Origin of the sequence: Streptomyces sp. NPDC007917, from assembly GCF_042959105.1 — a bacterium.
Taxonomy (GTDB): Bacteria; Actinomycetota; Actinomycetes; order Streptomycetales; family Streptomycetaceae; genus Streptomyces.
The window spans coordinates 345,699-370,856 of the sequence record NZ_JBIBKK010000001.1; the positions used below are offsets into that span (position 1 = coordinate 345,699).

Genomic DNA, 25,158 nt, shown 5'->3' on the forward strand with positions numbered 1-25,158 from the left:
CACGACACACGCACACAGGCACTACGCACACGCGCGGAAGGCACTCACCGATGGGATCTCTGATCGGAGCGTTCATCCGCGACACCCGTGGCCTCGCCCGGGTGGCGTGTGTGAACGCCTCTGTCCTGCTCACCCGCCGCCCGCGGCGCGGCCCCGGTGCCCTGGCCGGCCCGGACGCGTCCCGCGCCTTCCCGAGCCGTCGGCCGCTCGCCGCTTGAGCGCCCGACACCCCTCGACGACCGCTCGCCGCTGAGGCTTTGAGCGCTGCGTAGCCGCACGCACCACCGCGTGGCTGCCGCCCCTCACCGCTTCACGGCTCGCTTCCGTATGCCCTCGGCCAGGGCCCCCGCCAGTCCAGGAATCATTCACTCCGGGACGGGCGGCAGGGCCCGTTCCGCGCTGCTGCCGCCCGCCCGGCTCCGAAAGGACCGCCGGCTGTGGCCCGCAAGCGATATCCATCCCGAAACCCGCACCGTTCCGCACGCGATCTCGCGCGCCGTACGCTCTCGCAGAACTTCCTGGTCGACCCGGCCGCCGTCGCCCGCGTGGTGCGGGCCGCGCGGCCGTGCCACGACGGTCTCGTGGTCGAGGTCGGCATGGGCAAAGGAGTGCTCACCGAAGCGCTCGCGCCGCGCTGCCGCGAGCTCATCGGCTATGAGATCGACCGCCATCTCATCCCCGGCCTGCGGCTGCGCCTGGCCCCGCATCCCCATGTGCGCGTGGTGCACCAGGACTTCCTGACCGCGCGGCCCCCGCTCGAACCCTTCGCGGTGGTCGGCAATGTGCCCTACGCCCGCACCGCCGAGATCGTCGACTGGTGTCTGCGGGCGCCCCGGCTGACCTCGGCCACCTTCCTGACCCAGCTGGAGTACGCCCGCAAGCGCACCGGGGACTTCGGCCGCTGGAGCCTGCTGACCGTACGGACCTGGCCGGACGTCGACTGGCGGCTGTGCGGGCGGGTTCCGCGCGCCGCCTTCCGGCCGGTGCCGCGGGTCGACGGCGGGATTCTGCGGCTGACGCGGCGCCCCCGGCCGCTGCTGACGGGCGCGGCCGAGCGGGCCGCGTACGAGCGGATGGTCCAACTCGGCTTCTCCGGCGTCGGCGGGACCTTGTACGCGTCGCTGAGCCGCGCTCACCCCGCCCGGCGGCTGGACCGCGCGTTCCGGCGGGCGGGGCTCGGCCGGGACGCGGTGGTGGCGTATGCGACACCGCGGCAGTGGCTGGTGCTCTTCGAGGAGTTGAGCGGCACGCCCGGCTGAGAGATGCTCAGGCGGTCGACTCGAAGGAGTTGAGGGTGCGGGTGAAGTCCCGGGTGGACAGCAGCAGTTTGTAGATGATGGCCAGCTCGAAGACGAGCAGCAGGACGCCCGAGACGACGGTCCCCGCCACCACCGAGTCCAGGACGGGCCCAATGATGAACACGCCCATCTGGAACTCGATGCCGCTGATGAGATGAGCACGGACGCGGTGCCGCGTCAGGAACGAGCGGCACCGCGTCCACCAGGGGAAGCGGCGGCGGAACTCCCGCTGCAGATCGACGACCGTGGGCCCGTCGGAGGCCTCCGGGGCGGTCACCGTCGTCGTCCCCTCGGCCGCCGTCTCCGCCTGCTCCGCCTGTGTCACCTCTGGTGCCTTCGCCGCCGTGTCGCCCGCCGCCTTGGCCGCGACCGCTCGGTCGTGTTCGACGTCGGCCTCGGGGTTCTCCCGGAGCAGGTCCTCCATGAAGGCGAGTTCCGCCTCGTTGTCCGCCTCGCGGGCGGCCTCCATCCGGGCCTTGATCTGCTCGCGCATCCCGTGCCGGATCTTGAACGTCTCGAGCGCGTTGATGTAGCGCAGCGCGTCCAGGGACGTCACGGCCAGCGCGAGCCAGACGTAGAGCACATCCCCGGTGCGCTCGTACTGGCCGCCCATCAGCGCCGCCGCGCAGACCAGGACCCGGATCCGGTCGAAGACGAAGTCCAGCCAGGCGCCGAAGACCGAGCCGGTGCCGGTCAGCCGGGCCAGCTTGCCGTCCATGCAGTCGAAGATGAAGCTGACGTGGTAGAGCAGGGCGCCGAGCAGCAGCCAGCGCCAGTCCCCCTGCGCGAAGCAGGCGGCGGACCCGAGGCCCACGAGGAACGCGCCCCAGGTGAGCTGGTTCGGGGTGGCGCGGGTGTGCATCGCGGTCCAGCGGACCAGCGGTGTGGCCACGGGGTCCACGAGCAGGACGGTCCACCACGCGTCGCGCTTCTTCTCGGTGATACGACGCACTTCGGCGAGTGGCGGTATGTCTGAGCGCATGTCCAACTTTCCGGCATCGGTCAAGAGTTCACCTGACCGTAAGGATTCGTTCAGAAAGGACACAAGGTCGGCCGGACGCAACCTTTCGCCCGCGGTAACGGTCTCCCGGAGGGAGCAGGTCCATGGCATCGGCCTGTCAGCCGGGCCGGTAGACCGCCAGCCGGAAGGACGTGGTCACCCGCAGCGGGGCGGGCAGACGGGCGGCACGGCGGCGCACCTCGGCCCCGTCGAGGTGGTGGGCCGAGGGCCCCATCGAGACCGCGTTCTCCGCGTCCTCGGCACTCAGCGCGACCCTGCGGTCGTAGGAGGCGGTGCGCTCCAGCCGGAAGTGGCCGTCCAGCGTACGGCGCAGCCGCGCCTCCTTGGCCGCGTCGACCGACAACAGGCCCATGACCGGCCTGAGCTCCCCGAGATGGCGCTCCGTGGGGGTGACCACCAGCAGCGCCCCGCCGGGCCGCAGCACCCGGCGGAACTCCCCGCCGTTGCGCGGCGCGAACACATTGAGCAGCACATCGACCGAGCCGGTCCGCACGGGCAGCGGCCGCCGGAGGTCCCAGCGCGCGGCGCCCGCGCGCGGATGGGCCCGCCCGGCGCGCCGCAGCGCGTACTTGGAGGTGTCCAGGGCCAGGCCGACCGCGCCGGGGGCGGTGTCCAGCACGGCGGACAGGTAGTAGCCGGTGCCCGCCCCGGCGTCCAGCACGGTGGAGCCGGGCGGGCACAGCGGCGCGGCGAGCCGCGCGAGGGCGTCCGCGAGACCCGCGTAGTGCCCGGCCGCGAGGAACGCCGCGCGGGCCTGGACCATGGCGGCGGTGTCGGCGCTCGCGGTGGACGCGCCGCCGACGAGCAGGCTGGCGTATCCCTGGCGGGCGATGTCGAAGGCGTGGCCCCGGGCGCAGCCGAGCGCCCCGGCGCGGGGCCGGAGGCCTTCGCCGCACAGCGGGCACAGGAGGGCGTCGAAGGGTTCGGCCACGGCCGTGACCTTAAACGAGACGATACGTCTCGTGCAAACAGGGGTGCCCTGGACTCACGGCAGCGACATCAGTTGGCGGGCGTGCCGAACCAGCGGGCGAGGTGGTCGTCCAGGTCCTGCTGATCGTCGCCGATCCAGGCGACGTGGCCGTCGGGGCGCAGCAGGACGCAGGGAACGTCCAGTGCCGCAGTAGGGTCCGTGACGTAATCGACCCGGTCCGACCAGCCGCCGACGGTCAGGCGTCCGGTGCGGTCCAGCAGCAGGCCTCGGCCGCGATGCAGCAGACCGTAGAGGTGGCCGTGTTCGAGGTCGATGTCGGGCAGGCGGCGGCCGAGCAGGTCGGGGCCTTCGCCGAAGTCGTAGCGGATGGCGATCGCGGTGATCTTCTCGATGAGGTAGCGGTTCACCTCGTCGAAGTCCATCAGTTCGGTGAGCAGCCTGCGCACGGCCCGCGGGCCCGGTTCGGTGGAGTGCAGTTCCATCTGGGCGCGGGTGTTGTCCAGCACGTCCTCGGCGACCGGACGGCGTTCGGCCTGGTAGGTGTCCAGCAGTGTTCCTGGCGCCCAGCCGCGGATTTCTGCGGCCAGTTTCCAGCCGAGGTTGAACGCGTCCTGAACGCCCAGGTTGAGGCCCTGTCCGCCAGTCGGTGGATGGATGTGTGCCGCGTCGCCGGCCAGCAGCACCCGCCCGACCCGATAGCGTTCGGCCAGCCGGGTGGCATCCCCGAAGCGGGACAACCAGCGCGGGGAGTGCACGCCGAAATCGGTTCCGGCGACGGTGCGCAGCTGTTGTCTGAAATCCTCGAGGGTGGGTGGTTCCGCGCGATCGCTGACTCCCGCGGCGGGGACCACGACGCTGTATGCCCCTTCGCCGAAGGGCCTGAGCCGGAATCGCCCATGGGTCTCGCCGATTTCGCTCACCCTGGCGGCGATCTCCTCCTGCTCCACACCCACTTCCATCTCGCCCATCAGCGTCTCGGTCCGCGAGGGCTCGCCGGGGAAGCCGACGCCGAGCAGTTTGCGCACCGTACTGCGCCCGCCGTCACAGCCGACGAGATGGCGCGCACGCAGCCGTTCGCCGTCGGCCAGCTCGACGGTCACACCCTCGTCGTCCTGCTCGAAACCGGCCACCGCACAACCGCGCCGGACCTGCGCGCCCAGTTGGGTCGCATGTTCTTCGAGCAGGCGAACGACGACCGGCTGCGGGATGCCCAGCAGATAGGCGTGCGCGGAATCCAGGCCCTGGGGCGCGGGTTTGTTGATGGCGGCGAAGAATCCGCCGGCCGGACGCTGTCTTCCGTGCTCGCGCATGCGATCCAGCAGTCCGCGCATCGCCATCAGCTCGAGACTGCGCATGTGCAGACCGACGATGCGGACGAACGACACGGGCTCGGTTTCCTTCTCCAGGACGAGTACCCGCACCTCGTGCAGTCGCAGTTCGGCGGCCAGCATCGCGCCGGTCGGCCCGCAGCCGACAATGATCACGTCGAACGGAGAGTCCATAGGTGTTGCCTTTCGGGAGTGCCTTGGTGTGGAGGCGCTCCCGGCGACACCTACGTCAATCGCCGGCCGTGACGGGAAGGAGGAGCACCCACGTCGATACAGCGTTCATGGGTCTCACCTCCTCGGGCGGTGTCACGGTCCGCCGCAAGCTACAAGCCCGGGCACCACCCCGTCCACTCCTTTCCCAGCCACCCGATCACGGCTCCGAGACCGGGGCCCTTATCGCTGGTAGCGGGCGAGCACCAGGTTTCCGTCCTCCACCAGCCGGTCCCTCAGCTCCGCCATCCCGATCTCGCCGCCGTAGTACTCCTGCAGCCCCGGCGTGGCGATCTTGTCCTTCCACTCCGGATAGCCGCGCACCGTCTGGGCCGGCGCCGGGCGCAGCGCGGACGCCAGGGCCGTGCCGGTCGCCCAGCCGTGCTCGCGGGTGCGCAGCGCGGGGTCGGCCAGGGCGCGGGTGCCCGTCGGCAGCAGCCAGTCGCCGCGCGCGAGCCGCACCATGTTGCGCGGCCGGAGGAAGAAGTCGATGAAGCGGGCCGCCTCCTCCTTGTACGGGCAGTCCTCGGCGATGGACAGCGTCTGCGGGCTGACGCCCTGCCGCTGGTCCCCTCCCGGCCCCGCGGGCGCCGGGAGGACGGTCCACGCGAACCCCTTGGGCGCCTGCTGCGCGAGCTGCTGCCGGTAGGAGAAGCCGAGCGGCACCATCGCGTACTTGCCGCCGAAGAAGCCGGGCAGGGTGTCCGAGCCGCCCATGCCGAGGGTGGTCCGCGAGCCCGTGCGATCGGCGCCCAGCTGGCGGTGGATGACGGCGGGGACCGCCTGGTCGGCGGCGTCGAAGCGGATGGTGACCTTGCCGTCGGCGCCCCGGTGGAAGACCCGGCCGCCGGTGGACAGGGACAGGTTGAGGGTCGCGGAGACGGGCTCCTTGAGCGGCCAGGCCACCCCGTAGGTGCCCTTGCGGGTCAGCCGCCCCGCGACCTCCTCGAACTCCTCCCAGCTCCACGGGTCCCGCGCGGTCGGGATCCGCACCCGCGCCGCCTCCAGCAGGGCGCGGTTCGCCATGATCATGCGCGGCTCCTGGAGGAACGGCACGCCGTAGACGCCGTCGCCGAACGTCGCGGTCCCCCAGCTCTCCGGCGGGATGTCCTCCTTGAGGCGCCGGGGCAGCAGACCGGTGAGATCGGCCAGCGAGCCGCCGTACGCGAAGTCGGCGAGGTCGTCGGTGGCGTCGTGGATGATGTCCGGCGGTTCGCCGCCCTCAAAGGCGGTCAGCAGCTGGTCGTGGACGCTGGTCCAGCTGCCCTGGACATAGCTCACCCGGATCTTCGGGTGGGCCGCGTTCCACTCGGCGACCAGCTGTTTGTTCACGGCGACGGACTCCTGCTGCCAGGCCAGCGACTGGAAGCGCAGGGTGATCGTGCCATCGGCCGAGCGGCGGCGCCGGTCCGCCGCACAGGCGGGCAGCAGCGCGGCGGCGGCGGGCGCGGCCAGCGTCCCGGCGAGGAAGTGCCTGCGGCGCATCAGTGCTTCACCGCCCCGGCCAGCACCCCGCCCGTGATCCGCCGCTGGATGACGGCGAACAGGACGAGGGAGGGGATCGTGGCGAGCAGCGCGGCCGCGGCGAGCGGGCCGAGGTCGGCCACGCCCTCCGCGCCGATGAAGTGGGTGAGGATGACCGGCATGGTCTGCTTCTCCGGCGACTTGAGCAGGACCAGGGCGAAGAAGAACTCGTTCCAGGAGGTGATGAAGGCGAAGAGGGCGGTGGCCACGATCCCCGGGGCGAGCAGCGGGGCGGTCACCGAGACCAGGATCCGCGCCTTGCCCGCGCCGTCCACGGCCGCGGCCTCCTCCAGCTCGCGCGGCACGGCGCGCACATACCCGGTGAGCATCCACAGGGCGAACGGCAGCGCCCACACCACGTACACCGCCACCAGGCCGGCGAGGGAGTCGATCAGGCGGAGGTTCTTGAGGATCAGGAACAGCGGGATGATCACCAGCACCAGTGGGAACGCCTGGCTGACCACGACCCAGCCGGTGGCCGCGCGGGACAGCGGGGACCGGTGGCGGGCCATGACGTAGGCCATCGGGGTCGCGAGGGCGACGGCGAGCACGGCGGCGCAGACGGCGGCGATCAGGCTGTTGGCCGCGGCCTGGAGGAGCGGCTGCTCGTCGAACGCCTGGCGGAAGTTGTCCAGGGTGGGGTGGTCGGGAATCCACTGCGGGTCGAGGGTCGCCAGCTCGCGGGGCGGCTTGAAGGCGGTCGACATCAGCCACAGCAGCGGCAGCACGAGGAAGCCGAGGTAGCACAGCAGGGCGAGGTACTGCCCGGCGCGCGCCGTGCGACGGGTGCCCATGCGCTTCACCGGTCGTCTCCCCTCAGCCGCCCGACCAGATACACGGCGAGCAGCACGGACACCGCCGCGACCAGGACACAGCCCATCGCCGCCGCGTAGCCGAACTGTCCGTAGCGGAAGGCCTCTTCGTACGCGAAGAGCATCGGCAGCCGGGTACGGCCGCCGGGGCCGCCGTTGGTCAGGACGTAGACCAGCGCGAAGGAGTTGAGGTTCCAGATGAAGCTGAGCGCGCTGATCGCGAGGGCGATCGGCCGGATGGCGGGCCAGGTGACGGTGCGGAAGCGGCGCCAGGCGCCGGCGCCGTCCACCGCCGCGGCCTCGTGCAGCTCACGGGGCACATTGGCGAGGCCGGCCAGCAGCGCGACGGTCACCTGCGGCATACCCGCCCAGACGCCGACCACGATGACGGCGGGCAGCGCGGTCGCGGGGTCGCCCAGCCAGTCCCTGTCGGTGCCCAGCGCGTCGCCCAGCAGGCCCGCGTCGGGTTGGTAGACCAGCCGCCACATGATGCCGACGACGATCTCCGGCATCGCCCAGGGGACGATCGCGAGGGCGCGCGCCAGCCAGCGGAAGCGGAGGTTCTGGTTGAGCAGCAGCGCCAGTCCGAGCGCCAGCAGGAACTGCGGGACCGTCACCCCGACCGCCCACTGCAGCCCGATGCGGAAGGACTCCCAGAAGAGCCGGTCCTGGGCCAGGTCCTGGAAGCCCCGCAGGCCGATCCACTGGGTGGGGCGGGTGCGGCCCGACTGGGAGTCGGTGAAGGCCAGCACGATCCCGTACAGCAGAGGACCGACGCTCAGGACGAGGATCGGTATGAGTGCGGGCAGGACCAGGAACCACGCGCCGCGATCGGGCCTCCCGTCCGGCGGTCTGTTGCCTGGCCGCGCCATTGCGGCCATCGATGTCACGGCGAGGGGCTCCTTAGGCTGCGATCGATACGCGGCTCCGCCGCGGGGGCTCGGGCTCTGTCAATGTGCGGCTCCGCCGCGTGGCTGAATCCGGGCGCCCGGTGCGGAAGCCCACGTCATCCTGCGGAGGGTGCGCGGCGCAGTCAAGCGTTCTGATCACCTTGGGCGGTACGGGACTTGGGCGTCGGCGCCGCCCGGTGCCCGCTCCGGCGGATCTTCGGTACGCGCCCGCCCCGCCGCCGGCGGCTGCCCGGCAGGCGGCATGATGGGCAGGCCCCGAGGGCGTGAGCCCGGCGGGGGAGACGGCGGCGTGATGCACACAGGAGGCCCGGCATGGGGAACGCGGCGCTGACCGAGGGGCGGGCGCGCGCGGTGCTCGCCGCCGCGCTGCCGCCGTACCGGGCGGGCACCGCCGAGGCGCGGCTGCTGGCGCTCGGCGAGAACGCCGTCTTCGCCGTGGACAGCCTGTCCCTCGTGGTACGGATCAGCCACGATCTGGAGGTGTGGGACCGGGCCGCGCGCGAGCTCCAGGTCGCCGACTGGCTGGCGCGTGAGGGCCTGCCCGCGGTGCGCCCGGACCGCCGGTACGGCCCGGAGCAGCCCCTCCCCTTCGGCGGCCACCTCGTCACCTACTGGCAGCAGCTGCCCGCGCCCGTACGCCCCGCCGGCCCCCGCGACCTCGGCGAACTGCTGCAGCTGGTGCACGCGCTGCCCGACCCGCCCTTCGAACTGCCGGGCCGCGATCTGCTGGGCGGCGTCGAGCGCTGGCTGCGGCTGGCCCAGGGCGCGATCGCCCCGGCGGACGCGGCGTATCTGCGGGCCCGCCGGGACGAGGCCGCGGCGGCCGCCGCCGAGCTGACCCCGCGGCTGCCGCCCGGCCCGGTGCACGGTGACGCGCTGCCGCGCAATGTGCACATCGGCCCCGCCGGCCCGGTGCTGGTGGACCTGGAGACGTTCTCCTGCGATCTGCGCGAGCACGACCTCGTGGTCATGGCCCTCACCCGGGACCGCTACGGGCTCGGCCCCGCCGCCTACGACGAGTTCGTGGCGGCGTACGGCTGGGACGTGCGGGAGTGGGACGGCTGCGCGGTGCTGCGGGGCGCGCGGGAGATCGCGAGCTGCGCCTGGGTCGCCCAGCACGCGCCGGCCAACCCGGCCGCGCTCGCCGAGTTCGGCCGCCGGGTGGCCTCCTTGCGGGAGGGCGATCCGGCGGTCCGCTGGTACGCGTTCTGAAGCGGCCTCCCCAAGGAGGCGGCCCGCTGAACCGCCGCCGGTCCGCCCGGGCCTGCCGCCCCGTGGGGCTATCGGCCCGCCACGGCCTCCGCTCCCACCCCCACCTCGGCCTCGGCCACGGCCTCATGGAGCGGCCAGCTGCCGTCGACCACCGCGTCCGCCGTGCCCTTGCGGCGCAGCCAATCCTGGAAGTCGGCCGCCCATCGGGCGTACCAGACGACCTGCTTGCGGTGCAGGTCCCACAGGTCCAGGCCCGCCACCTGGCCGTGTCGCTCCGCGACGGCGCAGGCGACGCGGACCGCCGCCAGCGCGTCCGCCCCCGCTTCATGGGCGCGCTCATGGACCACCCCGTACTCCCCGCACACCGCCTCCAGCGTGCGCTTGCCCTTGCGATAGCGGTCGACGGCCCGGTCTATCGTGTACGGGTCCACGACCGGGCCGGTCTCGGCGCCGCCCAGCCGCTCTCCCAGCGAGGGCAGCCCATGGCGCCGCAACTCGGCTGCGAGCAGGCTCAGGTCGAACGCCGCGTTGTACGCCACCACCGGGGCGCCCGCCTTCCAGTGGGCCACCAGCACGTCCGCTATCTCGTCGGCCACCTCGCGCGCGGGGCGTCCCTCCGCCGCCGCCCGCTCGGTGGAGATGCCGTGCACGGCCACCGCGCCGTCCGGAATGGGCACGCCCGGATCGGCCAGCCACTCGCGGCGCCCGACCGGCTCCCCGCCCCTCACCTCGACCACGGCCGCCGTCACGATCCGCGCCTCGCCCGGGTCCGTGCCCGTGGTCTCGAGGTCGAATCCGATCAGCAGCTCTCGGTGCCAGCCCATACCGGCCCTCCTTTACTTCCCCCTGGTGTTCACCACCCTCGCACGCACCACTGACAACGCCCCCGGCCCGCCGGGGCGATGAGCCCACGGCACGACGAGTCCTCAGACGTCTGAGGACTCGTGTTAGAGTCCCCGCCGTCGGACATGACCGGGAGAGGTGGGGGCATGGCGGAGCCGACCCGGCTGCGGCACGGGCGTGTCGTACCGCAGGTCGAAGGCGCGCTGCGGGACATGCTGCGCGAGGGGCGCTGGCAGCCCGGCGCACGGCTGCCCAACGAGGTGATGCTCGCGGCCGAGCTGGGCGTCGGCCGGTCCTCGGTGCGGGAGGCCGTACGGCTGCTGGCCCGGGACGGCCTGCTGGACGTGCGCCACGGCTCGGGCACCTTCGTCATACGGGCCGAGCCCGAGCGTCCCGGGCCACCCGCGGAGCCGGACCTGCGGCATCTGCTGCGCCGCGCCCGGCTGCTCGAGGTCTACGAGGTCCGCAGGGCCCTCGAGGTGGAGGCCGCCCGGCTGGCCGCCCGGCGGACCCGCCCCGAGGACATCGCCCGGCTCACCGCGGACCTGAGGCGGCGGCAGGAGGCCGCCGCGGCCGGGCCCGCCGCCTTCGTGGACGCCGATCTGGAGTTCCACCGGACGGTGGTCGAGCTGTCGGGCAACGCCGTGCTGCTCGGCCTGTTCACCTCCGTGCTGCCGGTGCTGCGCGAGGCGCTGGTCGAGATGGTGACGTACGAGACCGGGCTGCCCGATCTGTCCTGCGCGCACGCGGATCTGCTGGACGCCCTGGCGCGCGGCGACGCCCCGGCCGCGATCGCGGCCACCACCCATCACCTGGAGGCCGTCATGGCCCTCGTCGACCCCGTCAGCCAAGCCGTCCCGGTCGAGGAAGAGGCGCGATGACCGGCTCTCCCGTGCTGCGGGCCGAGGACGTCGACGTCGTACGCGACGGCCGGTATCTGCTGCGGTCGATCTCGCTGACCGTGCGCGAGGGCGAGCACTGGGCGCTGCTCGGCGCCAACGGCGCGGGCAAGAGCACCCTGCTCGGCCTGCTCGGCGCGCTGACCCACCCCACCCGGGGCACGGTGCGGGTCCTGGGACACACACTGGGCCGGGTGGACCTGCGGGAGCTGCGCACCCTCGTCGGCCATGTCAACCCCCGCCATCCGCTGCGCTCCCCGCTGCGGGTGCGGGACGTGGTGCTGACCGGGCTGACCAACACCGTCGAGCCCGTCCCGCGCCGACGGCTGGAGCCCGGCCGGCTGGAGCAGGCCGAGCGGCTGCTCGACACGCTCGGCGTGGGCGCCCGGCGCGACGCCCTGTGGCCCACCCTGTCCCAGGGCGAGCGCGGCCGGGTCCTGATCGCCCGCGCGCTGATGCCCCGCCCGCGCCTGCTGCTGCTCGACGAGCCGGCCACCGGCCTGGACCTGGCGGCGCGCGAACAGCTGCTGGACAGCCTGGACGCGCTGGCGCGCGACCGTCCACGGCTGGCGACCGTCCTGGTGACGCACCATCTGGAGGAGCTGCCCGCCGGCACCACGCACGCCCTGCTGCTGCGCGAGGGGCGCGCCTTGGCCTCCGGGCCGGCCGACGAGGTGGTCACCACGGAGCGGATCAGCGCCTGCTTCGGCCATCCGGTCCGCATCACCCGCACCGACGGCCGCTGGACGGCCCGCACCGGCCGGGCCCGTACCGGCGGCCCGGTTCAGCCGGCCACCAGCGCCGCCATGGCCGCCGCCGACTCGGGGGCCAGCCGATAGATGCCCCGCACGCTGTGGGAGCGCTTCAGCTCGCCGTCCTCGACGTGCTTGATGCGGCGCTCGCCGCGCCGGGAGCGGTAGGTCAAGGAGGCCAGGAGGTCGGGCGGCACCGCCCGGTCGAACCGCAGGGGCGAGCCGGGCGGGCCGAGCAGCACCTCGCTCACCCCGCCCCCGGCCTTCAGCGCCCGCCAGCGCAGCACCCGGGCGTAGTCCTCGTCGGTGGTCAGCTCACCCACCGTGTCGTACGGAAGGATCCGGCCGACCTCCATGCGGCCCAGCGCCCACAGCCGCTTGCGGAAGGCGCGCACGGGGTAGATGTGGTCGCCCTCCTTGACCCCGGCGCGTAGGAAGCTGGGCATCGACTGGAACGGCCCGCCGAAGAGGATCACCAGGCGCTCGCCCTCGTATCCCTCCTTCTTCAGGTACGCGCACAGGTGGTTGGTCCACAGCATGGTGTAGGCATCCGGCATGCCGGGAGGCTAACCGCCGCCACTGACAACGCCGCTACCGACAGCGCAGGTCAGGACACCGGCCGGGAGTCCGCCCAGACGCTCTCGAACTCCTCCCGGTACGTGCCGAACAGCCCGTTGTCGCCGTCGCGGCCCGGGTCCTGCCCGTCCCGCACCACATCGCGCCCGCGCCCGCCGCCGCGCAGCACCAGCACCGGGGCCTCGATGCCCCGGGCCTTGCGCAGATACGACTGGACGACGGCAAGGCCGTCGGAGCCGTCGCCGTTGACCAGGTAGGCGGTGAAGCGCGGGGTCTCGTCGAAGACGTGGATCTCGAACGCGCCGGGGTCGCGCAGCCGGGCGCGCACCCGCCGCATATGGAGGATGTTCATCTCCACCGACCGGCTCATCTCGCCCTTCTTCAGCCCGAGCTCGCGCTCGCGGCGCCGCACCGCGCTGCTGGCCGGGTTGAGGAACAGCAGCCGGGCCCGGCAGCCGGCCTCGGCCAGCCGGACCAGCCGGCGGCCGGAGTAGTTCTGGACCAGGAGGTTCAGCCCGATGCCGACGGCGTCGAGGCGGCGGGCGTTGCCGAACAGGTCCTCGACGGGCAGCTGCCGCTGCAGCCGTACGCGGTCGGGGTGGACCCCGACGACGTCGGCGTACCGGTCCCCCACCAGGTCCTCGACGGCGTCGATGGGCAGCCGGTCGGCGGAGGGGGTGCCGGTGCCGCTGCCGAGGATGTCCAGGAGCCGGGAGGAGGCGCGCTCGGCCTGGGCCAGGACGGTCTCGGACAGGGCCCGGTTGCGGGAGACGACGTTGCGGGCGACCTCCAGCTCGTCCAGGGCCAGTTCCACCTCGCGCCGGTCGTCGAGGTACGGCTCGAAGCACGGCCAGTGCTGGACGAGGAGTTCGCGCAGCTGCGGCAGGGTGAGGAAGCTGAGGACGTTGTCGTCCGCCGGGTCCAGCAGATAGCCCTTGCGGCGGCTCACCTCCCGTACGGCGACCGCGCGCTGCACCCACTCCTGCCCGGCGGGCCCGGCCGCGGCGACGACCCAGTCGTCGTCGTGGACCGGCTCGTAGATGGGGCGGAGCACGGCGGCCACGACCGCGCGCAGCCGCTGCTCGACGAGGTTCAGCCAGATGTAGGCCCGCCCGGCCCGGCGTGCGCGGGTGCGCACCTCGGCCCAGGCGTCGGCGCCCCAGTCCAGTTCCGCTCCGATCTCCACCGGCTGTACCAGGGACACCGCACCGGGGGGTGTGTCGGTGGCGCCGTCACCCCCGGGAACCGCGTCCCCAGAAGGCAGCTCCAGCCCGCCCGAGCTCACCTGTGCACCGCCTCCCGCCCCCATCCAACGATCACCGCAGACTACTGCGGCGGACGGGGGCGGTGCAGCTCGATCGATCGACCTTACGGTCAACCTTCTTCTTCTGTATGGCCGTTGTGATCGGACAGTGCAGAAGGCGTGAGCGGATTCATAGCGGTGACGTCCCGCGGGGCGAGCTGGAAGCCCTGCCAGTGCACCGGCATGGGCTCCTGGTCCTCATCGCGGGCGATGTGGTGGAACCCGATGTTGACCCACACGATGGGGTGCTTGAGGGTCTGGCCGTTCACCCACTTGTCGACGCTCTTGCCCACGGCACAGCTGCGCGGGTTGTGGCTGGCGAACTGCTCACATTTGTTGTACTCGGTGAAGTAAACATCGTGCCGGGTGTAGCTGCGGCCGGGGAACTTGCTGGTGTGGCCGGGCACGATCTCGTAGCTGCGCGGATGACCGTCCTTGTTCTTGCCCACGGTGGACACGACCCGCCACCAGCGCTGGGCGGCGGCGTCCCCGGCCAGCTCCTTGGTGACCTTGGTGCGGGTGGTCTTGGTCTTGGGCTTCTGGCCGGTGGCCGTGGTGGTCTTGGAGTCGTACTGCTCGACCCTGCTCTTGGAGGAGCCGTCGAGGCCGAAGTTCAGCCGCCAGAAGACGTTGTGGGCGTGGCTGGTGGCGTAGTCCTTGGCACCCTTGCCGATCGGCCAGCCGCGGCCGTCGCCCGCGTCGTAGTCGATCGGGGAGAGCGTGCCGGTGGCGCCGACCTGCATGGTCATGGTGCCGTCGCCGGAGAACCGCCACTCGGTGATGTACTCGTACCAGCCGACCATGTTGACGGTGTAGATCAGCAGGTCCTTGCCCTGCAGCTGGTAGACCTTGTTGCCGTCGGGGCCGCCGCCGCCCATGCGGTAGGCGTGGCCGCGGGCGCGGGTGGTCGCACACAGACCCTTCACATCCGGGTGGTCCGGGTCCCACGCGCCCGGGACCCGGACGGTCTTGATGGTGCCGCCGGGGCATTCGGCCGGGTCGAGCTGTTGCAGCCCCTGGGCGAAGCCCTGCCCGGTGAGATCGTCGTACTCGTTGCTGCCGTCGTCGTACGGCACATGGATCTGGGCGAGTTTGGCGCTGGTCAGCACCTTGATGGGGGCGGCCTCGCCCTTGGGCTGGTACGAGACGTTGTCGAGCACGAGCCCGGCCTTGCTCTCGTAGTGCCAGCACATCCGCCAGGTGGTGCCGCCGTCCAGCTTCTGTTCGATCTTGTACGCGGCGGAGCAGTCGGCGGCTGCGGCCGGGGCCTTCGCGGGCGCCTTCGGGGCGGCCTGGGCGGAGCCGGCCGGACCGGCCGCGACGCCCGTGACCCCGATGAGCGCGGAGGCGCCGAGGGCCGCCGCGACCCGGGCACGGGCACGGCGAAGCCTTCTTTCAGGCATGGAGGTACTCCTGTGATGAGCGTAAGGGGGTGCGAGAAGAGCGCGCCGGGCCGTCAGCTGAGCCGGTGGACGGTGCGGTCGCTCAGGTCGATGACCATGTGACGGGTGTCGATCCACGGCCCGCCCAGGACTTTGGTGAACAGCCGTACGCAGCGGTGCTTCCCGCAGTCCGCGAGGGCGGCCGGCCCGGCGTTCTCCTCGTCGACGCGGTAGACGAAGCCAGTGACGGTCAGCTGGTCGGGGCCGGTCAGCGCCCTGCCGGTGGCGTCCTTGTAGTCCCGCTTGAGGCCGTCGCCGAGCTTGTCGGCGATCAGCAGCCGGGCGGCCTCACGCGCCTCGTCGCGGCTGGGCGGCGGCTGGACCCCGTGCTGGGTTTCGGTGTGTTCGACCTTGCCGGAGGCGAGGTCGACGGTCTTGATGACGTAGCTGTCGTCCTTGTAGTCGTAGTACGAGACCTCGGCGCGGCGCGGCGGGTCGGCCCGCGTCGCCTCGTCGGGAGACAGCTCCGCGAGGTCGGTGGCCAGCCGCTGCGGGCCCTTGCCGCCGGTGACGTTCTCACCGCTGTCGCGGAGGTTCCGGCCGAGCGCGATCTGCTCGGCGCGCTTCATCTCGTCGTCCGTGAGCGGATCCCGGCCGGTGCCCGTCTTCCCCTGCTCGGGGGCGGATTCCACGACAGCGGGCTGCTGCCGCGCCGACTGGCCCTGCTCGGCCGTCGAGCTCTGCGGGCCGCCGTCGCGCCCCGCGGCCGCGCCTTTCTCCTGGCCGGACGCGTCACTCGGAAGCGTCACTCCCACCATCACCGCGGTGGCGGTGACCGCGACGGCCGCACCCGCCACCACCTTGCCCAGGTGGCGGTGCATTATCGTGCGCACATTCTCCCCCAAACACCCCTCAGGTCGCATGGGACCGCATACCGGGAGATCCAGTATGCGGAGTCACCCCGTAGGACGAACCGATCTGGTCGCAGGTTGCCTCCGTTCCGAGGAACTTGTGGCGAAAGTGCTACGCCAGGCCGCGAGTTGGGCAAGGATTCCTCCTCGTCCGGTGCCGGGGGTGCTCGCGGGCCCCGGGGAAGAAGTGGAAGAGTCGACGCATGCAGGTCTGGCCGGGACAGGCTTACCCCCTGGGCGCCACCTACGACGGCGCCGGAACCAACTTCGCGGTCTTCTCCGAGGCCGCGGCGCGGATCGAGCTGTGCCTACTGCACGACGACGGCTCGGAGACCGCGGTGGAGCTGCGCGAGACCGACGCCTTCGTACGCCATGCCTATCTGCCGGGGATCATGCCCGGGCAGCGCTACGGCTTCCGGGCCCACGGCCCGTACCAGCCGGAGCGCGGCCACCGGTGCAACTCCGCCAAGCTGCTGCTCGACCCGTACGCCAAGGCGCTCAGCGGACAGATCAACTGGGGAGAGGAGGTCTACGGCTACCACTTCGACCGGCCCGAGAAGCGCAATGACCTCGACTCGGCCCCGCACACCATGGCCTCGGTCGTGGTCAACCCGTACTTCGACTGGGGCGACGACCGGCCGCCGCGCACCGACTACCACCGCACCGTCATCTACGAGGCCCATGTCAAGGGCCTGACCATGCGCCACCCCCGGCTGCCCGAGGAGCTGCGCGGGACCTACGCGGCGCTCGCGCACCCCGCGATCATCGAACATCTGACGGAACTGGGCGTCACCACCCTCGAACTGATGCCGGTGCACCAGTTCGTGCAGGACCACCGGCTCGTCGACGAGGGCCTGTCGAACTACTGGGGCTACAACACCATCGGGTTCTTCGCCCCGCACAACGCGTACGCCTCGTGGGGCGACCGGGGACAACAGGTCCTGGAGTTCAAGTCGGCCGTGCGCGCCCTCCACCAGGCCGGTATCGAGGTGATCCTCGACGTCGTCTACAACCACACCGCCGAGGGCAACCACCTGGGGCCGACGCTGTCCTTCCGGGGCCTGGACAACGCCTCGTACTACCGGCTGGCAGGCGACCGGCGGTACTACACGGACACCACAGGCACCGGGAACTCCTTGCTGATGCGGAGCCCGCACGTCCTGCAGCTGATCATGGACTCGCTGCGCTACTGGGTGACCGAGATGCGGGTCGACGGCTTCCGCTTCGATCTGGCGGCCACGCTGGCCCGGCAGTTCCACGAGGTGGACCGGCTGTCCTCGTTCTTCGACCTGGTGCAGCAGGACCCGGTGGTCAGCCAGGTGAAGCTGATCGCCGAGCCCTGGGACGTCGGCGAGGGCGGCTACCAGGTGGGGAACTTCCCGCCCCTGTGGACCGAATGGAACGGCAAGTTCCGCGATACGGTGCGCGATCTGTGGCGGGGCGAGCCGCGCACGCTGGCCGAGTTCGCCTCCCGGCTCACGGGCTCCTCCGACCTCTACCAGAGCGACGGGCGGCGCCCGCTGGCCTCCGTCAACTTCGTCACCTGCCACGACGGCTTCACGCTGCGCGACCTGGTCTCGTACGACAGGAAGCACAACGAGGCCAACGGCGAGGGCAACCAGGACGGCGAGAGTCACAACCGCTCGTGGAACTGCGGCGTCGAGGGCGAGACCGAGGACGCGGCGGTGCGGGCGCTGCGCGAGCGCCAGATGCGCAATTTCATCGCCACGCTGATGCTCTCCCAGGGCGTGCCGATGCTCAGCCACGGCGATGAGTTCGCGCGCACCCAGCACGGCAACAACAACGCGTACTGCCAGGACAACGAGGTGTCCTGGGTGCGCTGGCCCGACCCCAAGGAGGAGGCGGACGCGCCGGCCCTGGAGCTGCTGCGCTTCACCCGCTCGCTGATCTGGCTCCGCCGCGACCACCCGGTCTTCCGGCGGCGCCGCTTCTTCCACGGGCGGCCGGTGGAGGGCACCCACGACGAGCTGTCGGACATCGCGTGGTTCACGGCCGAGGGCGAGGAGATGCGGCAGCGCGACTGGCAGGCGGCGCACGCCAAGTCGCTGACGGTCTTCCTCAACGGCAGCGCGATCTCCGAGCCGGGGCCGCGCGGGGAGCGGATCACCGACGACTCCTTCCTGCTGATGTTCAACGCGCACCACGAGCCGCTGGACTTCACGGTCCCCATCGACCACGGCAAGCAGTGGCAGGTGATCGTGGACACCTCGCTGCCGGAGGGCGTCGAGCCCGGCAGCGGGGCGAAGGTGGCGGCCGGCGACCGGCTGACGCTGGTGGACCGGAGCCTGCTGGTGCTGCAGCGGCCGGGGTAGGGCCCTGCGGCCGGGGCCCTGGCGGTCTGGGCCCCGCTGTCGGGGGCCGCCGGGGTGGGGCCCCGGGCCGGGCGGGTTCCCGTTCGGCCGGAAAAACCCTCGTACGGGTGTTTGGCGGATGCTTCGATCTGATGCCGTGCGGGTTGTGGGTACGTACGTTCTATGACGTCCGACCGCACCGTGCCCGGGTCCGCCGCGCCGACCGCCACCTACCGGCTGCAGCTGCAGCCCGCCTTCCCCTTCGAGGCGGCGCGCGCCGCCGTGCCGTATCTGGCCTCGCTCGGCGTGTCGCATCTGCACCTCTCACCGGTGCTGGAGGCCCGGCCCGGCTCCACCCACGGCTATGACGTGGTCGACCACTCGGCCGTGCGGGCGGAGCTGGGCGGCGAGGAGGGGCTGCGCGCCCTGGCCGACACGGCGCGCGCCCACGGGCTCGGGCTGATCGTCGACATCGTGCCCAACCACATGGCGGTGCCCGCGCCGGAGCGGCTCAACGGACCGCTGTGGGAGGTGCTGAAGGACGGGCCCGCCTCGCCGTACGCCCGATGGTTCGACATCGACTGGGGCCGCCACTGCGGCAAGGTGCTGCTGCCGGTCCTCGGCGGCCCCCTCGGCGAGGAGCTGCCAGGGCTGCGGGTGGTGGACGGGGCGCTGCGCTACCACGACCACGAGTTCCCGCTGCGCCCCGGCACCGAAGGGATGCCGCTGCCCCAGCTGCTGGACCGGCAGTGGTACCGGCTGGGCTGGTGGCGGCTGGCCCGCACGGAGCTGAACTACCGGCGCTTCTTCACCATCTCCGAGCTGATCGCGGTGCGGGTGGAGGACCCCGAGGTCTTCGCGGCGACCCACGGGAAGCTGCTGGAGCTGGTGCGGGACGGGGTGATCGACGGGCTGCGGGTGGACCACCCGGACGGCCTCGCCGACCCGGAGGGGTATCTGCGGCGGCTGGACCGCGAGGTGCGGGCCGCGGCGGGCGGCGGCCGGTGGACCGTCGTGGAGAAGATCCTCGGCCGGGACGAGCGGCTGCCCGCACACTGGCCGGTCGCCGGCACGACCGGCTATGACGCCCTGCACCACATCGACGGCCTCTTCGTCGACCCGGCCGGGCTGGCGGAGCTGACCGCGCGGTACCGCGATTTCGCCGCGCCCCCCGAGGACCTGGGCGGCGACTGGCCGGCGACCGTGCGGCGCGCCGCGCGGCGCGTGGTGACGCATGAGCTGGCCGCCGAGGTGGAGCGGCTGGTGCGCTCGGCGGTGCGGATCTGCGCCGCCGAGCCGCGGCTGCGCGACCACGCGCCCTGGGCGCTGCGCACGGCGATCCGCGAGCTGCTGGTGCGGCTCCCGGTCTACCGCCCCTACGTCTCCCCCGACGCCCCGCCGCCCCGGACGGACGCTGAGATGCTGATCCTGGCGGCGGGGGACGCTCGGGCGGCGTTCGCGGTCCGGGAGGAGGCGTGGGTGGTGTTCACGGTGCGGGACGCGGCGCTCGGCAGACTGGGCGACGGTCCGCACCACCGCGACTTCTGCGCGCGCTTCGCCCAGACCGCGGCCGCGCTGCGCGCCAAGTCGGTCGAGGACACCGCCTTCTACCGCTACGCCCCGCTGCTCTCGGCGGCGGAGGTCGGCGGCGACCCGGGGCAACCGGCGGTCTCCCCCGACCGGTTCCACGCCTTCGCCGCCCGGCTGCAGGCCGACTGGCCCCAGTCCGGCACCGTGCTGTCGACCCATGACACCAAGCGCAGCGCGGATGTGCGGGCGCGGCTCGCGGCGCTGACCGAGTGCCCGGACCGATGGGGGCGGCTGCTGGAGACAGTGGAGGTGCGGGAGGCAGTAGAGGTGCGGGAGGCAGTAGAGGTGCGGGAGGCAGTAGAGGTGCGGGAGAGAGTGGAGGTGACAGTGGACGTGCGGGAAACGGCGCAGGGCACCGCGGCGGCCCCCGACGCGCATCTGGCGTGGACGGCGTGGCAGACCGCGGTGGGCCTGGGGTCGCCGGACGGCGAGCGGCTGGTCCCCGCGGTGCTGAAGGGGGTGCGGGAGGCGGGGCTGCGGACGACCTGGACCGAGCAGGACCTGGCGTACGAGGACGAGGTCGCCGCCTTCCTCAAGGCGGGCCCGTGCGACCCCGACCACCCGGCGTGGGCGGCGCTGGGCGGCGCGCTGGACGCCCCGGCACGGGTCAACGCGCTGGGCGCGGCGCTGCTGCAGCTGACCATGCCGGGCGTGCCGGACCTCTACATGGGCACCGAGCACACCTATGCCGCGCTGGTCGACCCGGACAACCGCCGCCTGCCAGAACCGCGCCCCGAACTGCTCGCCCAGCTGGACGCGGGGGGCGAGCCGGACGGGCCGTCGGCCGAGAAGCTGCTGCTGACCGCGGCGGCCCTGCGGCTGCGGCGGCGCCATCCCGGCTGGTTCGGCCCGTCGGGCGCGTACACGCCGCTGGCCGCCGAGGGCCCGGCGGCGGCTCACTGCGTGGCCTTTCTGCGGACGGACGGCAGGGGCGAGGGCCGGGGCGAGGGCCCGGGCGAGGGCGGCGGGGCGGTCACCGCCGTCACCCGGCTGTCGCGGCGGCTCGCGGAGGCGGGCGGCTGGCGCGCCACGGCGCTGGCTCTGCCGCCGGGCCGCTGGCGGGACCTGCTGACCGGGCGGGCGGCCGAGGGCGCCGTCCCATTGGGCGAGCTTTTCGACCGTCTTCCGGTGGCGCTGCTGATCCGGAGCTGACGGCCCGCCAGAACTGGTGCTGTGTTCGCGGCCTAAAGCATTTACAGGCACTGCGGACGGCGCTACCTTCACAAAGTAACTTGGGAGCGCTCCCATACGACGGTTCCTGACCCGTTCGCGTCGAAGGGAAGAAGAAGCGCAATGCCACGACGATTGATGGCTCTCGCACGTCCCGCTCAGCCGCCGGGCCGCTCCCGCGCCCGCCGGTCCGTCCTGCTGGTCCTGCTCGGTGTGCTGCCCGCGCTCGGCCTGGTCTTCTTCGGCGGCGGCAGCGCCTCCGCGCACGGCGCCCCGATGGCGCCGGGCAGCCGCACCTATCTGTGCTGGAAGTACAGCCTGTCCAGCACCGGAGAGGTCAAGCCGACCAACCCCGCCTGCAAGGCCGCGTTCGACAAGAGCGGGGCCACTCCGTTCTACAACTGGTTCGCGGTGCTGCGGTCGGACGGGGCGGGCCGCACCAAGGGCTTCATCCCGGACGGCCAGCTGTGCAGCGGCGCGGCCACCGTCTACAACTTCTCCGGCTTCGACCTGGGCAGCAAGGACTGGCCGGTGACTCATCTGACCGCCGGTAAGTCGATGCAGTTCAGCTACAACGCCTGGGCCGCGCACCCCGGTTCGTTCCGCAGCTACGTCACCAAGAACGCGATCGACCCGACGAAGCCGCTCACCTGGAACGACCTGGAGGACCAGCCGTTCAACACGGTGACGAACCCGCCGCAGACGGGCCCGGTCGGCACGGTGGACGGCAAGTACACCTGGACCGCCAATCTGCCCTCCGGCAAGAGCGGCCGCCACATCATCTACACCGTCTGGACCCGCTCGGACAGCCAGGAGACCTTCTACAGCTGCTCCGACGTGGTCTTCGACGGCGGCAACGGTGAGGTGACGGTGCCGGGCGCCTCCAGCGGCGGCAGCGACCCGACCGACCCGCCGACGGCCAAGTGCACCGCCACCCAGAAGACCACCAGCACCTGGAACGGCGGCTACCAGGCCGAGGTGACGGTGTCCAACGCCGGTGCCACCCCCATCTCCTCCTGGATGGTCGACTGGACGCTGCCGAGCGGACAGCGGGTGGACAGCGTCTGGAACGGCAAACTGACCGCCACGGGCTCATCGGCATCGGTCACCAATGCCGACTGGAACGGATCGCTGGCGGCCGGAGCGTCGACGACGTTCGGCTATGCGGCCAGCGGGGGCTCGCCCGACGCGGCGGCCTCGCCGGTCTGTATGGTGCACTGACCCGAACCGCGCAGCGCGCTGACCCGCACAACGCGCTGCTTCGGGCAGCCCTGATCCACCTGGTGCCCTGATCCGCTCCTCCGCCCTGTCAGGTGCACCTCACCCTGCCGGTCTGCCGCCCCCTTCCCCCTCGTGGGCGGCAGACCGGCCTTTCGGCGCCCGCCCCCACCACCCGCGGTCCAGCAGCCCGACGAAGGAGGCCGCCGCCCCAGTGAGCTCGACCCGGGAGAACGCGGTCAGCTCGCGCTGCCAGGGCGGGTCCAGGGGCAGCACCGCACAGTCGTACTCCGCGGCCACGTGCGCGGCCGTGATGAGGACCCCCGCACCCGCGGCGGCCATGCGCACAGCGGTCGAGGTGTGCTCGGTGTCCACGCCGGTGCGCGGCGTGAAGCCCGCCCGCTCACAGGCCAGATCCAGAAAGCGGCGGCCCTCGATGACCGGCTCCAGCGCACAGCGCACCCAGTCCCGGTCCGCCAGGTCGGCCAGCCGGACGACATCCTGCTCGGTCAGCGGATCATCCGGCGCCACCACGACCACTATCTCCTCCTCGCCCAGCGACACCACCGGCCCCTGCCACCCCTTGGGGCGGTGGCCGACCGCGACATCCGCCACGCCCCGCTCCATGCGCTCGCGCAACTCCTCGCCCGTGGCGTACTCATGGACCACCAGGCGCACCTTCCCGTGGCTCCGCCGCCAGCGCGCGAGGACCTCGGGGAGCACCCCGATGGCGAACGCGTGCAGGGTGGCGATATGCAGCTCGCCGCCCGCCGCATCGGCCGCCGCCCGCGCCGCGCGCCGCGCCTGGCGGGCGCTGCGCACCGCGAACTCGGCGTGCGGCAGAAACGCCCGGCCCATGGGCGTCAGCCGCACCCCCCGCGGCAGCCGCTCCAGCAGCGGCCCGCCGACCTCCCGCTCCAGGGCCTTGATCTGGTGCGAGAGCGCGGACTGGGTGACGCCCAGCAGCTCGGCGGCGTGGGTGAAGGACGCCTCCTCGACCACCGCCACGAGATATTCCATCTGACGCAGGCTCATCCGCCGGCCTCCCCTCCGCCATCACCCTCCCCATGCAGAAAATTCATCGTATCCAGAGAAATCTTGTGTTGGACTCATGCATCGGTAGGGGCACAGGCTGGACTCATGCATGAGACAGACATCATCGTCATCGGCGGCGGGACCGGCGGCTACAGCACCGCGCTGCGCGCGGCCGCCCTCGGCCTCGACGTCGTCCTGGCCGAACGCGATCTGGTGGGCGGGACCTGCCTGCACCGCGGCTGCATCCCCAGCAAGGCGATGCTGCACGCCGCGGAGCTGGTCGACGGCATCTTTGAGGCGCGCGAGCGGTGGGGCGTGAAGGCCACGCTGGAGGCCGTGGACTGGTCCGCCCTCACCGCGACCCGCGATGACATCGTGGCCCGCAACCACCGCGGCGTCGAAGGCCATCTGTCCCACGCGGGCGTCCGCGTGGTGCGCGGCTCCGCCGCCCTGACCGGCCCCCGCACCGTACGCATCGCCCCAGCCGCCACGGCGAGCGGCACCGTCACGGGCGCGGCGACCGGCGCCGGCACGGACGCGGACGCGGGAGCGGGGGCGGGCGCCGACGCGGGTGGCGAGTGGACCGCGCGGCGCGGCATCGTGCTGGCGACCGGCTCCCGCCCGCGCACCCTCCCCGGGCTGACGCCGGACGGCCGACGGATCGTCACCAGCGACGACGCCCTCTTCGCCCCGGGGCTCCCGGCCTCCGTCCTGGTGCTGGGCGGCGGCGCGATCGGCGTCGAATACGCCTCGCTGCACCGCTCGATGGGCGCGGACGTCACCCTGGTCGAGGCGGCGGACCGGCTGCTGCCGCTCGAGGACGCGGATGTCAGCCGCCATCTGACGCGCGGGCTGAAGAAGCGCGGCATCGAGGTGCTGACCGGCGCCCGGCTGGAGCACGCCGAGCCCTACGCGGACGGGGTGCGCGCCACCGTCCGCCCGGCCCGCGGCGAGCCGCGCGCCCTCGACGCCCAGCGGCTGCTGGTCGCCGTCGGCCGCGCCCCGGTCACCGACGGTCTGAACCTGGGCGCCGCCGGGCTGACCACCGACGACCGCGGATTCGTCACCCCCGCCGACTGGTCGCGGCTGGAAACCGCGGTGCCGGGCATCCATGTCGTCGGCGATCTGCTGCCCCCGCCGTCACTCGGGCTGGCCCATGCCTCCTTCGCGGAGGGTCTGCTGGTGGCCGAGCTCCTGGCGGGCCGCTCACCCCGGCCCGTGAACTATGACGCCGTCCCCCGGGTGACCTACTCCAGTCCGCAGACCGCCGCCGTCGGCCTGTCGGAGGCTCAGGCGCGCGAACGGGGCCTCGACGTCGTCGTCAACACCATGCCGCTGACCGCCGTGGCCAAGGGCATGGTGCACGGCCAGGGAGGCATGGTGAAGGTCGTCGCCGAGCGGGCCGGCGAGGGCACCGGCCAGGTGCTCGGCGTCCACCTCGTCGGCCCCCATGTCTCGGAGATGGTCGCCGAGAGCCAGCTGATCGTCGGCTGGGACGCCGAACCCTCCGACGTGGCCCAGCACATCCACCCGCACCCCACGCTCTCCGAGGCCGTCGGCGAAGCCTTCCTCACTCTCGCCGGGCGCGGTCTTCACCAGGTATGAGCGGACCGGACGGGGACTTGCCCGACTCCTCGGCGACGGCCACCACGAGAAACCCGACCACGGCCAGGCCGATACTCGCGTACAGCTCATAGCCGTCCAGGAAGGGCAGAAAACGGACCAAGGCCATCAGCCGGAACCAGCCGATGAGCTCGTGGACGATCCCGACGAGCCCTTCGAACAGCAGAAAGCCGCCCACCAACTCGCATGCCTTTCTCATGTGTTCGAGGCTAGGCGGCGGACCGGCGGGCGCGGGTCGGCCAAAGGTCTATGCCCGTGCGACTTTGGTCGATGCCCGCCGCCGAGCCGGCGACCGCG

General features: G+C 72.5%; 22 protein-coding genes. 9 read left to right on the forward strand and 13 right to left on the reverse strand.

Going from position 1 to position 25,158, the window contains the following annotated elements; all coding sequences use genetic code 11:
• Window positions 1-50 precede the first annotated feature (50 nt).
• Window positions 51-218: a hypothetical protein gene (locus tag ACFZDL_RS01520; protein WP_353590751.1), complete on the forward strand. Its 168-nt coding sequence runs from the start codon at window positions 51-53 to the stop codon at window positions 216-218.
• Between the two features lie 219 nt (window positions 219-437).
• Complete coding sequence (gene erm, locus ACFZDL_RS01525; protein WP_353590752.1) at window positions 438-1,259, forward strand: ErmE/ErmH/ErmO/ErmR family 23S rRNA (adenine(2058)-N(6))-methyltransferase; 822 nt, start codon at window positions 438-440, stop codon at window positions 1,257-1,259.
• Between the two features lie 7 nt (window positions 1,260-1,266).
• On the opposite strand, the gene ACFZDL_RS01530 is transcribed toward erm, so the two are convergent.
• The 6 genes from ACFZDL_RS01530 to ACFZDL_RS01555 form a co-directional block, all read right to left on the reverse strand.
• The gene (locus ACFZDL_RS01530) at window positions 1,267-2,280 is read right to left on the reverse strand and encodes a CDP-alcohol phosphatidyltransferase family protein (protein WP_353590753.1); all 1,014 of its coding nucleotides are present in this window, start codon (window positions 2,278-2,280) and stop codon (window positions 1,267-1,269) included.
• Window positions 2,281-2,416: 136 nt separating this feature from the next.
• A complete protein-coding gene (locus tag ACFZDL_RS01535) occupies window positions 2,417-3,250 on the reverse strand; it encodes a putative RNA methyltransferase (RefSeq protein WP_353590754.1) in 834 nt (277 codons plus the stop codon).
• A gap of 68 nt (window positions 3,251-3,318) precedes the next feature.
• Entirely contained in the window at window positions 3,319-4,752 is a 1,434-nt protein-coding gene (gene rox, locus ACFZDL_RS01540; RefSeq protein ID WP_353590755.1) for a rifampin monooxygenase, read from the reverse strand.
• A gap of 219 nt (window positions 4,753-4,971) precedes the next feature.
• A complete protein-coding gene (locus ACFZDL_RS01545) occupies window positions 4,972-6,273 on the reverse strand; it encodes a sugar ABC transporter substrate-binding protein (RefSeq protein WP_353590756.1) in 1,302 nt (433 codons plus the stop codon).
• Window positions 6,273-7,106, reverse strand: coding sequence for a carbohydrate ABC transporter permease (locus ACFZDL_RS01550; protein WP_353590758.1), 834 nt, complete (start codon window positions 7,104-7,106; stop codon window positions 6,273-6,275). Before ACFZDL_RS01550 ends, ACFZDL_RS01545 begins: the two co-directional genes overlap by 1 nt.
• Before the next feature lie 5 nt (window positions 7,107-7,111).
• A complete protein-coding gene (locus tag ACFZDL_RS01555) occupies window positions 7,112-8,005 on the reverse strand; it encodes a sugar ABC transporter permease (RefSeq protein WP_353590816.1) in 894 nt (297 codons plus the stop codon).
• A gap of 357 nt (window positions 8,006-8,362) precedes the next feature.
• Between ACFZDL_RS01555 and ACFZDL_RS01560 the strand changes: the two genes are divergently transcribed.
• A complete protein-coding gene (locus tag ACFZDL_RS01560) occupies window positions 8,363-9,247 on the forward strand; it encodes an aminoglycoside phosphotransferase family protein (protein WP_353590817.1) in 885 nt (294 codons plus the stop codon).
• A gap of 68 nt (window positions 9,248-9,315) precedes the next feature.
• Here ACFZDL_RS01560 and ACFZDL_RS01565 read toward each other — a convergent pair whose 3' ends face one another.
• Entirely contained in the window at window positions 9,316-10,071 is a 756-nt protein-coding gene (locus ACFZDL_RS01565) for a 3'-5' exonuclease (protein WP_353590759.1), read from the reverse strand.
• Window positions 10,072-10,236: 165 nt separating this feature from the next.
• Here ACFZDL_RS01565 and ACFZDL_RS01570 point away from each other — a divergent pair, with 165 nt between their 5' ends.
• On the forward strand, window positions 10,237-10,971 hold the full coding sequence (locus tag ACFZDL_RS01570; protein ID WP_353590760.1) for an FCD domain-containing protein: 735 nt from the start codon (window positions 10,237-10,239) through the stop codon (window positions 10,969-10,971).
• Complete coding sequence (locus ACFZDL_RS01575; RefSeq protein WP_353590761.1) at window positions 10,968-11,828, forward strand: ATP-binding cassette domain-containing protein; 861 nt, start codon at window positions 10,968-10,970, stop codon at window positions 11,826-11,828. Before ACFZDL_RS01570 ends, ACFZDL_RS01575 begins: the two co-directional genes overlap by 4 nt.
• Here ACFZDL_RS01575 and ACFZDL_RS01580 read toward each other — a convergent pair.
• From ACFZDL_RS01580 to ACFZDL_RS01595, 4 genes are all read right to left on the reverse strand, one after another.
• Window positions 11,774-12,298 (reverse strand): hypothetical protein, encoded by a 525-nt coding sequence (locus tag ACFZDL_RS01580; protein WP_353590762.1) that lies wholly within the window; start codon window positions 12,296-12,298, stop codon window positions 11,774-11,776. The two genes, ACFZDL_RS01575 and ACFZDL_RS01580, sit on opposite strands and share 55 nt — an antisense overlap.
• Window positions 12,299-12,348: 50 nt before the next feature.
• Window positions 12,349-13,626, reverse strand: coding sequence for an SAV2148 family HEPN domain-containing protein (locus tag ACFZDL_RS01585; RefSeq protein ID WP_353590763.1), 1,278 nt, complete (start codon window positions 13,624-13,626; stop codon window positions 12,349-12,351).
• 65 nt (window positions 13,627-13,691) lie between these two features.
• A complete protein-coding gene (locus ACFZDL_RS01590) occupies window positions 13,692-15,023 on the reverse strand; it encodes a copper amine oxidase (RefSeq protein WP_353590764.1) in 1,332 nt (443 codons plus the stop codon).
• 53 nt (window positions 15,024-15,076) lie between these two features.
• The gene (locus tag ACFZDL_RS01595) at window positions 15,077-15,895 is read right to left on the reverse strand and encodes a Tat pathway signal sequence domain protein (RefSeq protein WP_353590765.1); all 819 of its coding nucleotides are present in this window, start codon (window positions 15,893-15,895) and stop codon (window positions 15,077-15,079) included.
• A 221-nt stretch (window positions 15,896-16,116) separates the two neighbouring features.
• Between ACFZDL_RS01595 and glgX the strand changes: the two genes are divergently transcribed.
• From glgX to ACFZDL_RS01610, 3 genes are all read left to right on the forward strand, one after another.
• The gene (glgX, locus tag ACFZDL_RS01600) at window positions 16,117-18,246 is read left to right on the forward strand and encodes a glycogen debranching protein GlgX (protein ID WP_353590766.1); all 2,130 of its coding nucleotides are present in this window, start codon (window positions 16,117-16,119) and stop codon (window positions 18,244-18,246) included.
• Window positions 18,247-18,408: 162 nt separating this feature from the next.
• The gene (treY, locus tag ACFZDL_RS01605) at window positions 18,409-20,967 is read left to right on the forward strand and encodes a malto-oligosyltrehalose synthase (RefSeq protein WP_353590767.1); all 2,559 of its coding nucleotides are present in this window, start codon (window positions 18,409-18,411) and stop codon (window positions 20,965-20,967) included.
• Between the two features lie 141 nt (window positions 20,968-21,108).
• Window positions 21,109-22,206 (forward strand): lytic polysaccharide monooxygenase, encoded by a 1,098-nt coding sequence (locus tag ACFZDL_RS01610; RefSeq protein WP_353590768.1) that lies wholly within the window; start codon window positions 21,109-21,111, stop codon window positions 22,204-22,206.
• A 99-nt stretch (window positions 22,207-22,305) separates the two neighbouring features.
• On the opposite strand, the gene ACFZDL_RS01615 is transcribed toward ACFZDL_RS01610, so the two are convergent.
• The gene (locus tag ACFZDL_RS01615) at window positions 22,306-23,238 is read right to left on the reverse strand and encodes a LysR family transcriptional regulator (protein ID WP_353590769.1); all 933 of its coding nucleotides are present in this window, start codon (window positions 23,236-23,238) and stop codon (window positions 22,306-22,308) included.
• A gap of 105 nt (window positions 23,239-23,343) precedes the next feature.
• Between ACFZDL_RS01615 and lpdA the strand changes: the two genes are divergently transcribed.
• Window positions 23,344-24,843: a dihydrolipoyl dehydrogenase gene (gene lpdA, locus ACFZDL_RS01620; protein WP_353590770.1), complete on the forward strand. Its 1,500-nt coding sequence runs from the start codon at window positions 23,344-23,346 to the stop codon at window positions 24,841-24,843.
• Here lpdA and ACFZDL_RS01625 read toward each other — a convergent pair.
• The gene (locus tag ACFZDL_RS01625) at window positions 24,809-25,060 is read right to left on the reverse strand and encodes a hypothetical protein (RefSeq protein WP_353590771.1); all 252 of its coding nucleotides are present in this window, start codon (window positions 25,058-25,060) and stop codon (window positions 24,809-24,811) included. The genes lpdA and ACFZDL_RS01625 overlap by 35 nt on opposite strands.
• Window positions 25,061-25,158: the final 98 nt, after the last annotated feature.

Excerpts from the sequence above, each read along its gene's own strand:
- ACFZDL_RS01520 (WP_353590751.1), top strand. The coding sequence starts at position 51 with ATGGGATCTCTGATCGGAGCGTTCATCCGCGACACCCGTGGCCTCGCC.
- ACFZDL_RS01530 (WP_353590753.1), bottom strand. The coding sequence starts at position 2,280 with ATGCGCTCAGACATACCGCCACTCGCCGAAGTGCGTCGTATCACCGAG.
- rox (WP_353590755.1), bottom strand. The coding sequence starts at position 4,752 with ATGGACTCTCCGTTCGACGTGATCATTGTCGGCTGCGGGCCGACCGGC.
- ACFZDL_RS01545 (WP_353590756.1), bottom strand. The coding sequence starts at position 6,273 with ATGCGCCGCAGGCACTTCCTCGCCGGGACGCTGGCCGCGCCCGCCGCC.
- ACFZDL_RS01550 (WP_353590758.1), bottom strand. The coding sequence starts at position 7,106 with ATGGGCACCCGTCGCACGGCGCGCGCCGGGCAGTACCTCGCCCTGCTG.
- ACFZDL_RS01555 (WP_353590816.1), bottom strand. The coding sequence starts at position 8,005 with ATGGCCGCAATGGCGCGGCCAGGCAACAGACCGCCGGACGGGAGGCCC.
- ACFZDL_RS01565 (WP_353590759.1), bottom strand. The coding sequence starts at position 10,071 with ATGGGCTGGCACCGAGAGCTGCTGATCGGATTCGACCTCGAGACCACG.
- ACFZDL_RS01570 (WP_353590760.1), top strand. The coding sequence starts at position 10,237 with ATGGCGGAGCCGACCCGGCTGCGGCACGGGCGTGTCGTACCGCAGGTC.
- ACFZDL_RS01575 (WP_353590761.1), top strand. The coding sequence starts at position 10,968 with ATGACCGGCTCTCCCGTGCTGCGGGCCGAGGACGTCGACGTCGTACGC.
- ACFZDL_RS01580 (WP_353590762.1), bottom strand. The coding sequence starts at position 12,298 with ATGCCGGATGCCTACACCATGCTGTGGACCAACCACCTGTGCGCGTAC.
- ACFZDL_RS01585 (WP_353590763.1), bottom strand. The coding sequence starts at position 13,626 with ATGGGGGCGGGAGGCGGTGCACAGGTGAGCTCGGGCGGGCTGGAGCTG.
- ACFZDL_RS01590 (WP_353590764.1), bottom strand. The coding sequence starts at position 15,023 with ATGCCTGAAAGAAGGCTTCGCCGTGCCCGTGCCCGGGTCGCGGCGGCC.
- glgX (WP_353590766.1), top strand. The coding sequence starts at position 16,117 with ATGCAGGTCTGGCCGGGACAGGCTTACCCCCTGGGCGCCACCTACGAC.
- treY (WP_353590767.1), top strand. The coding sequence starts at position 18,409 with ATGACGTCCGACCGCACCGTGCCCGGGTCCGCCGCGCCGACCGCCACC.
- ACFZDL_RS01610 (WP_353590768.1), top strand. The coding sequence starts at position 21,109 with ATGCCACGACGATTGATGGCTCTCGCACGTCCCGCTCAGCCGCCGGGC.
- ACFZDL_RS01615 (WP_353590769.1), bottom strand. The coding sequence starts at position 23,238 with ATGAGCCTGCGTCAGATGGAATATCTCGTGGCGGTGGTCGAGGAGGCG.
- lpdA (WP_353590770.1), top strand. The coding sequence starts at position 23,344 with ATGCATGAGACAGACATCATCGTCATCGGCGGCGGGACCGGCGGCTAC.
- ACFZDL_RS01625 (WP_353590771.1), bottom strand. The coding sequence starts at position 25,060 with ATGAGAAAGGCATGCGAGTTGGTGGGCGGCTTTCTGCTGTTCGAAGGG.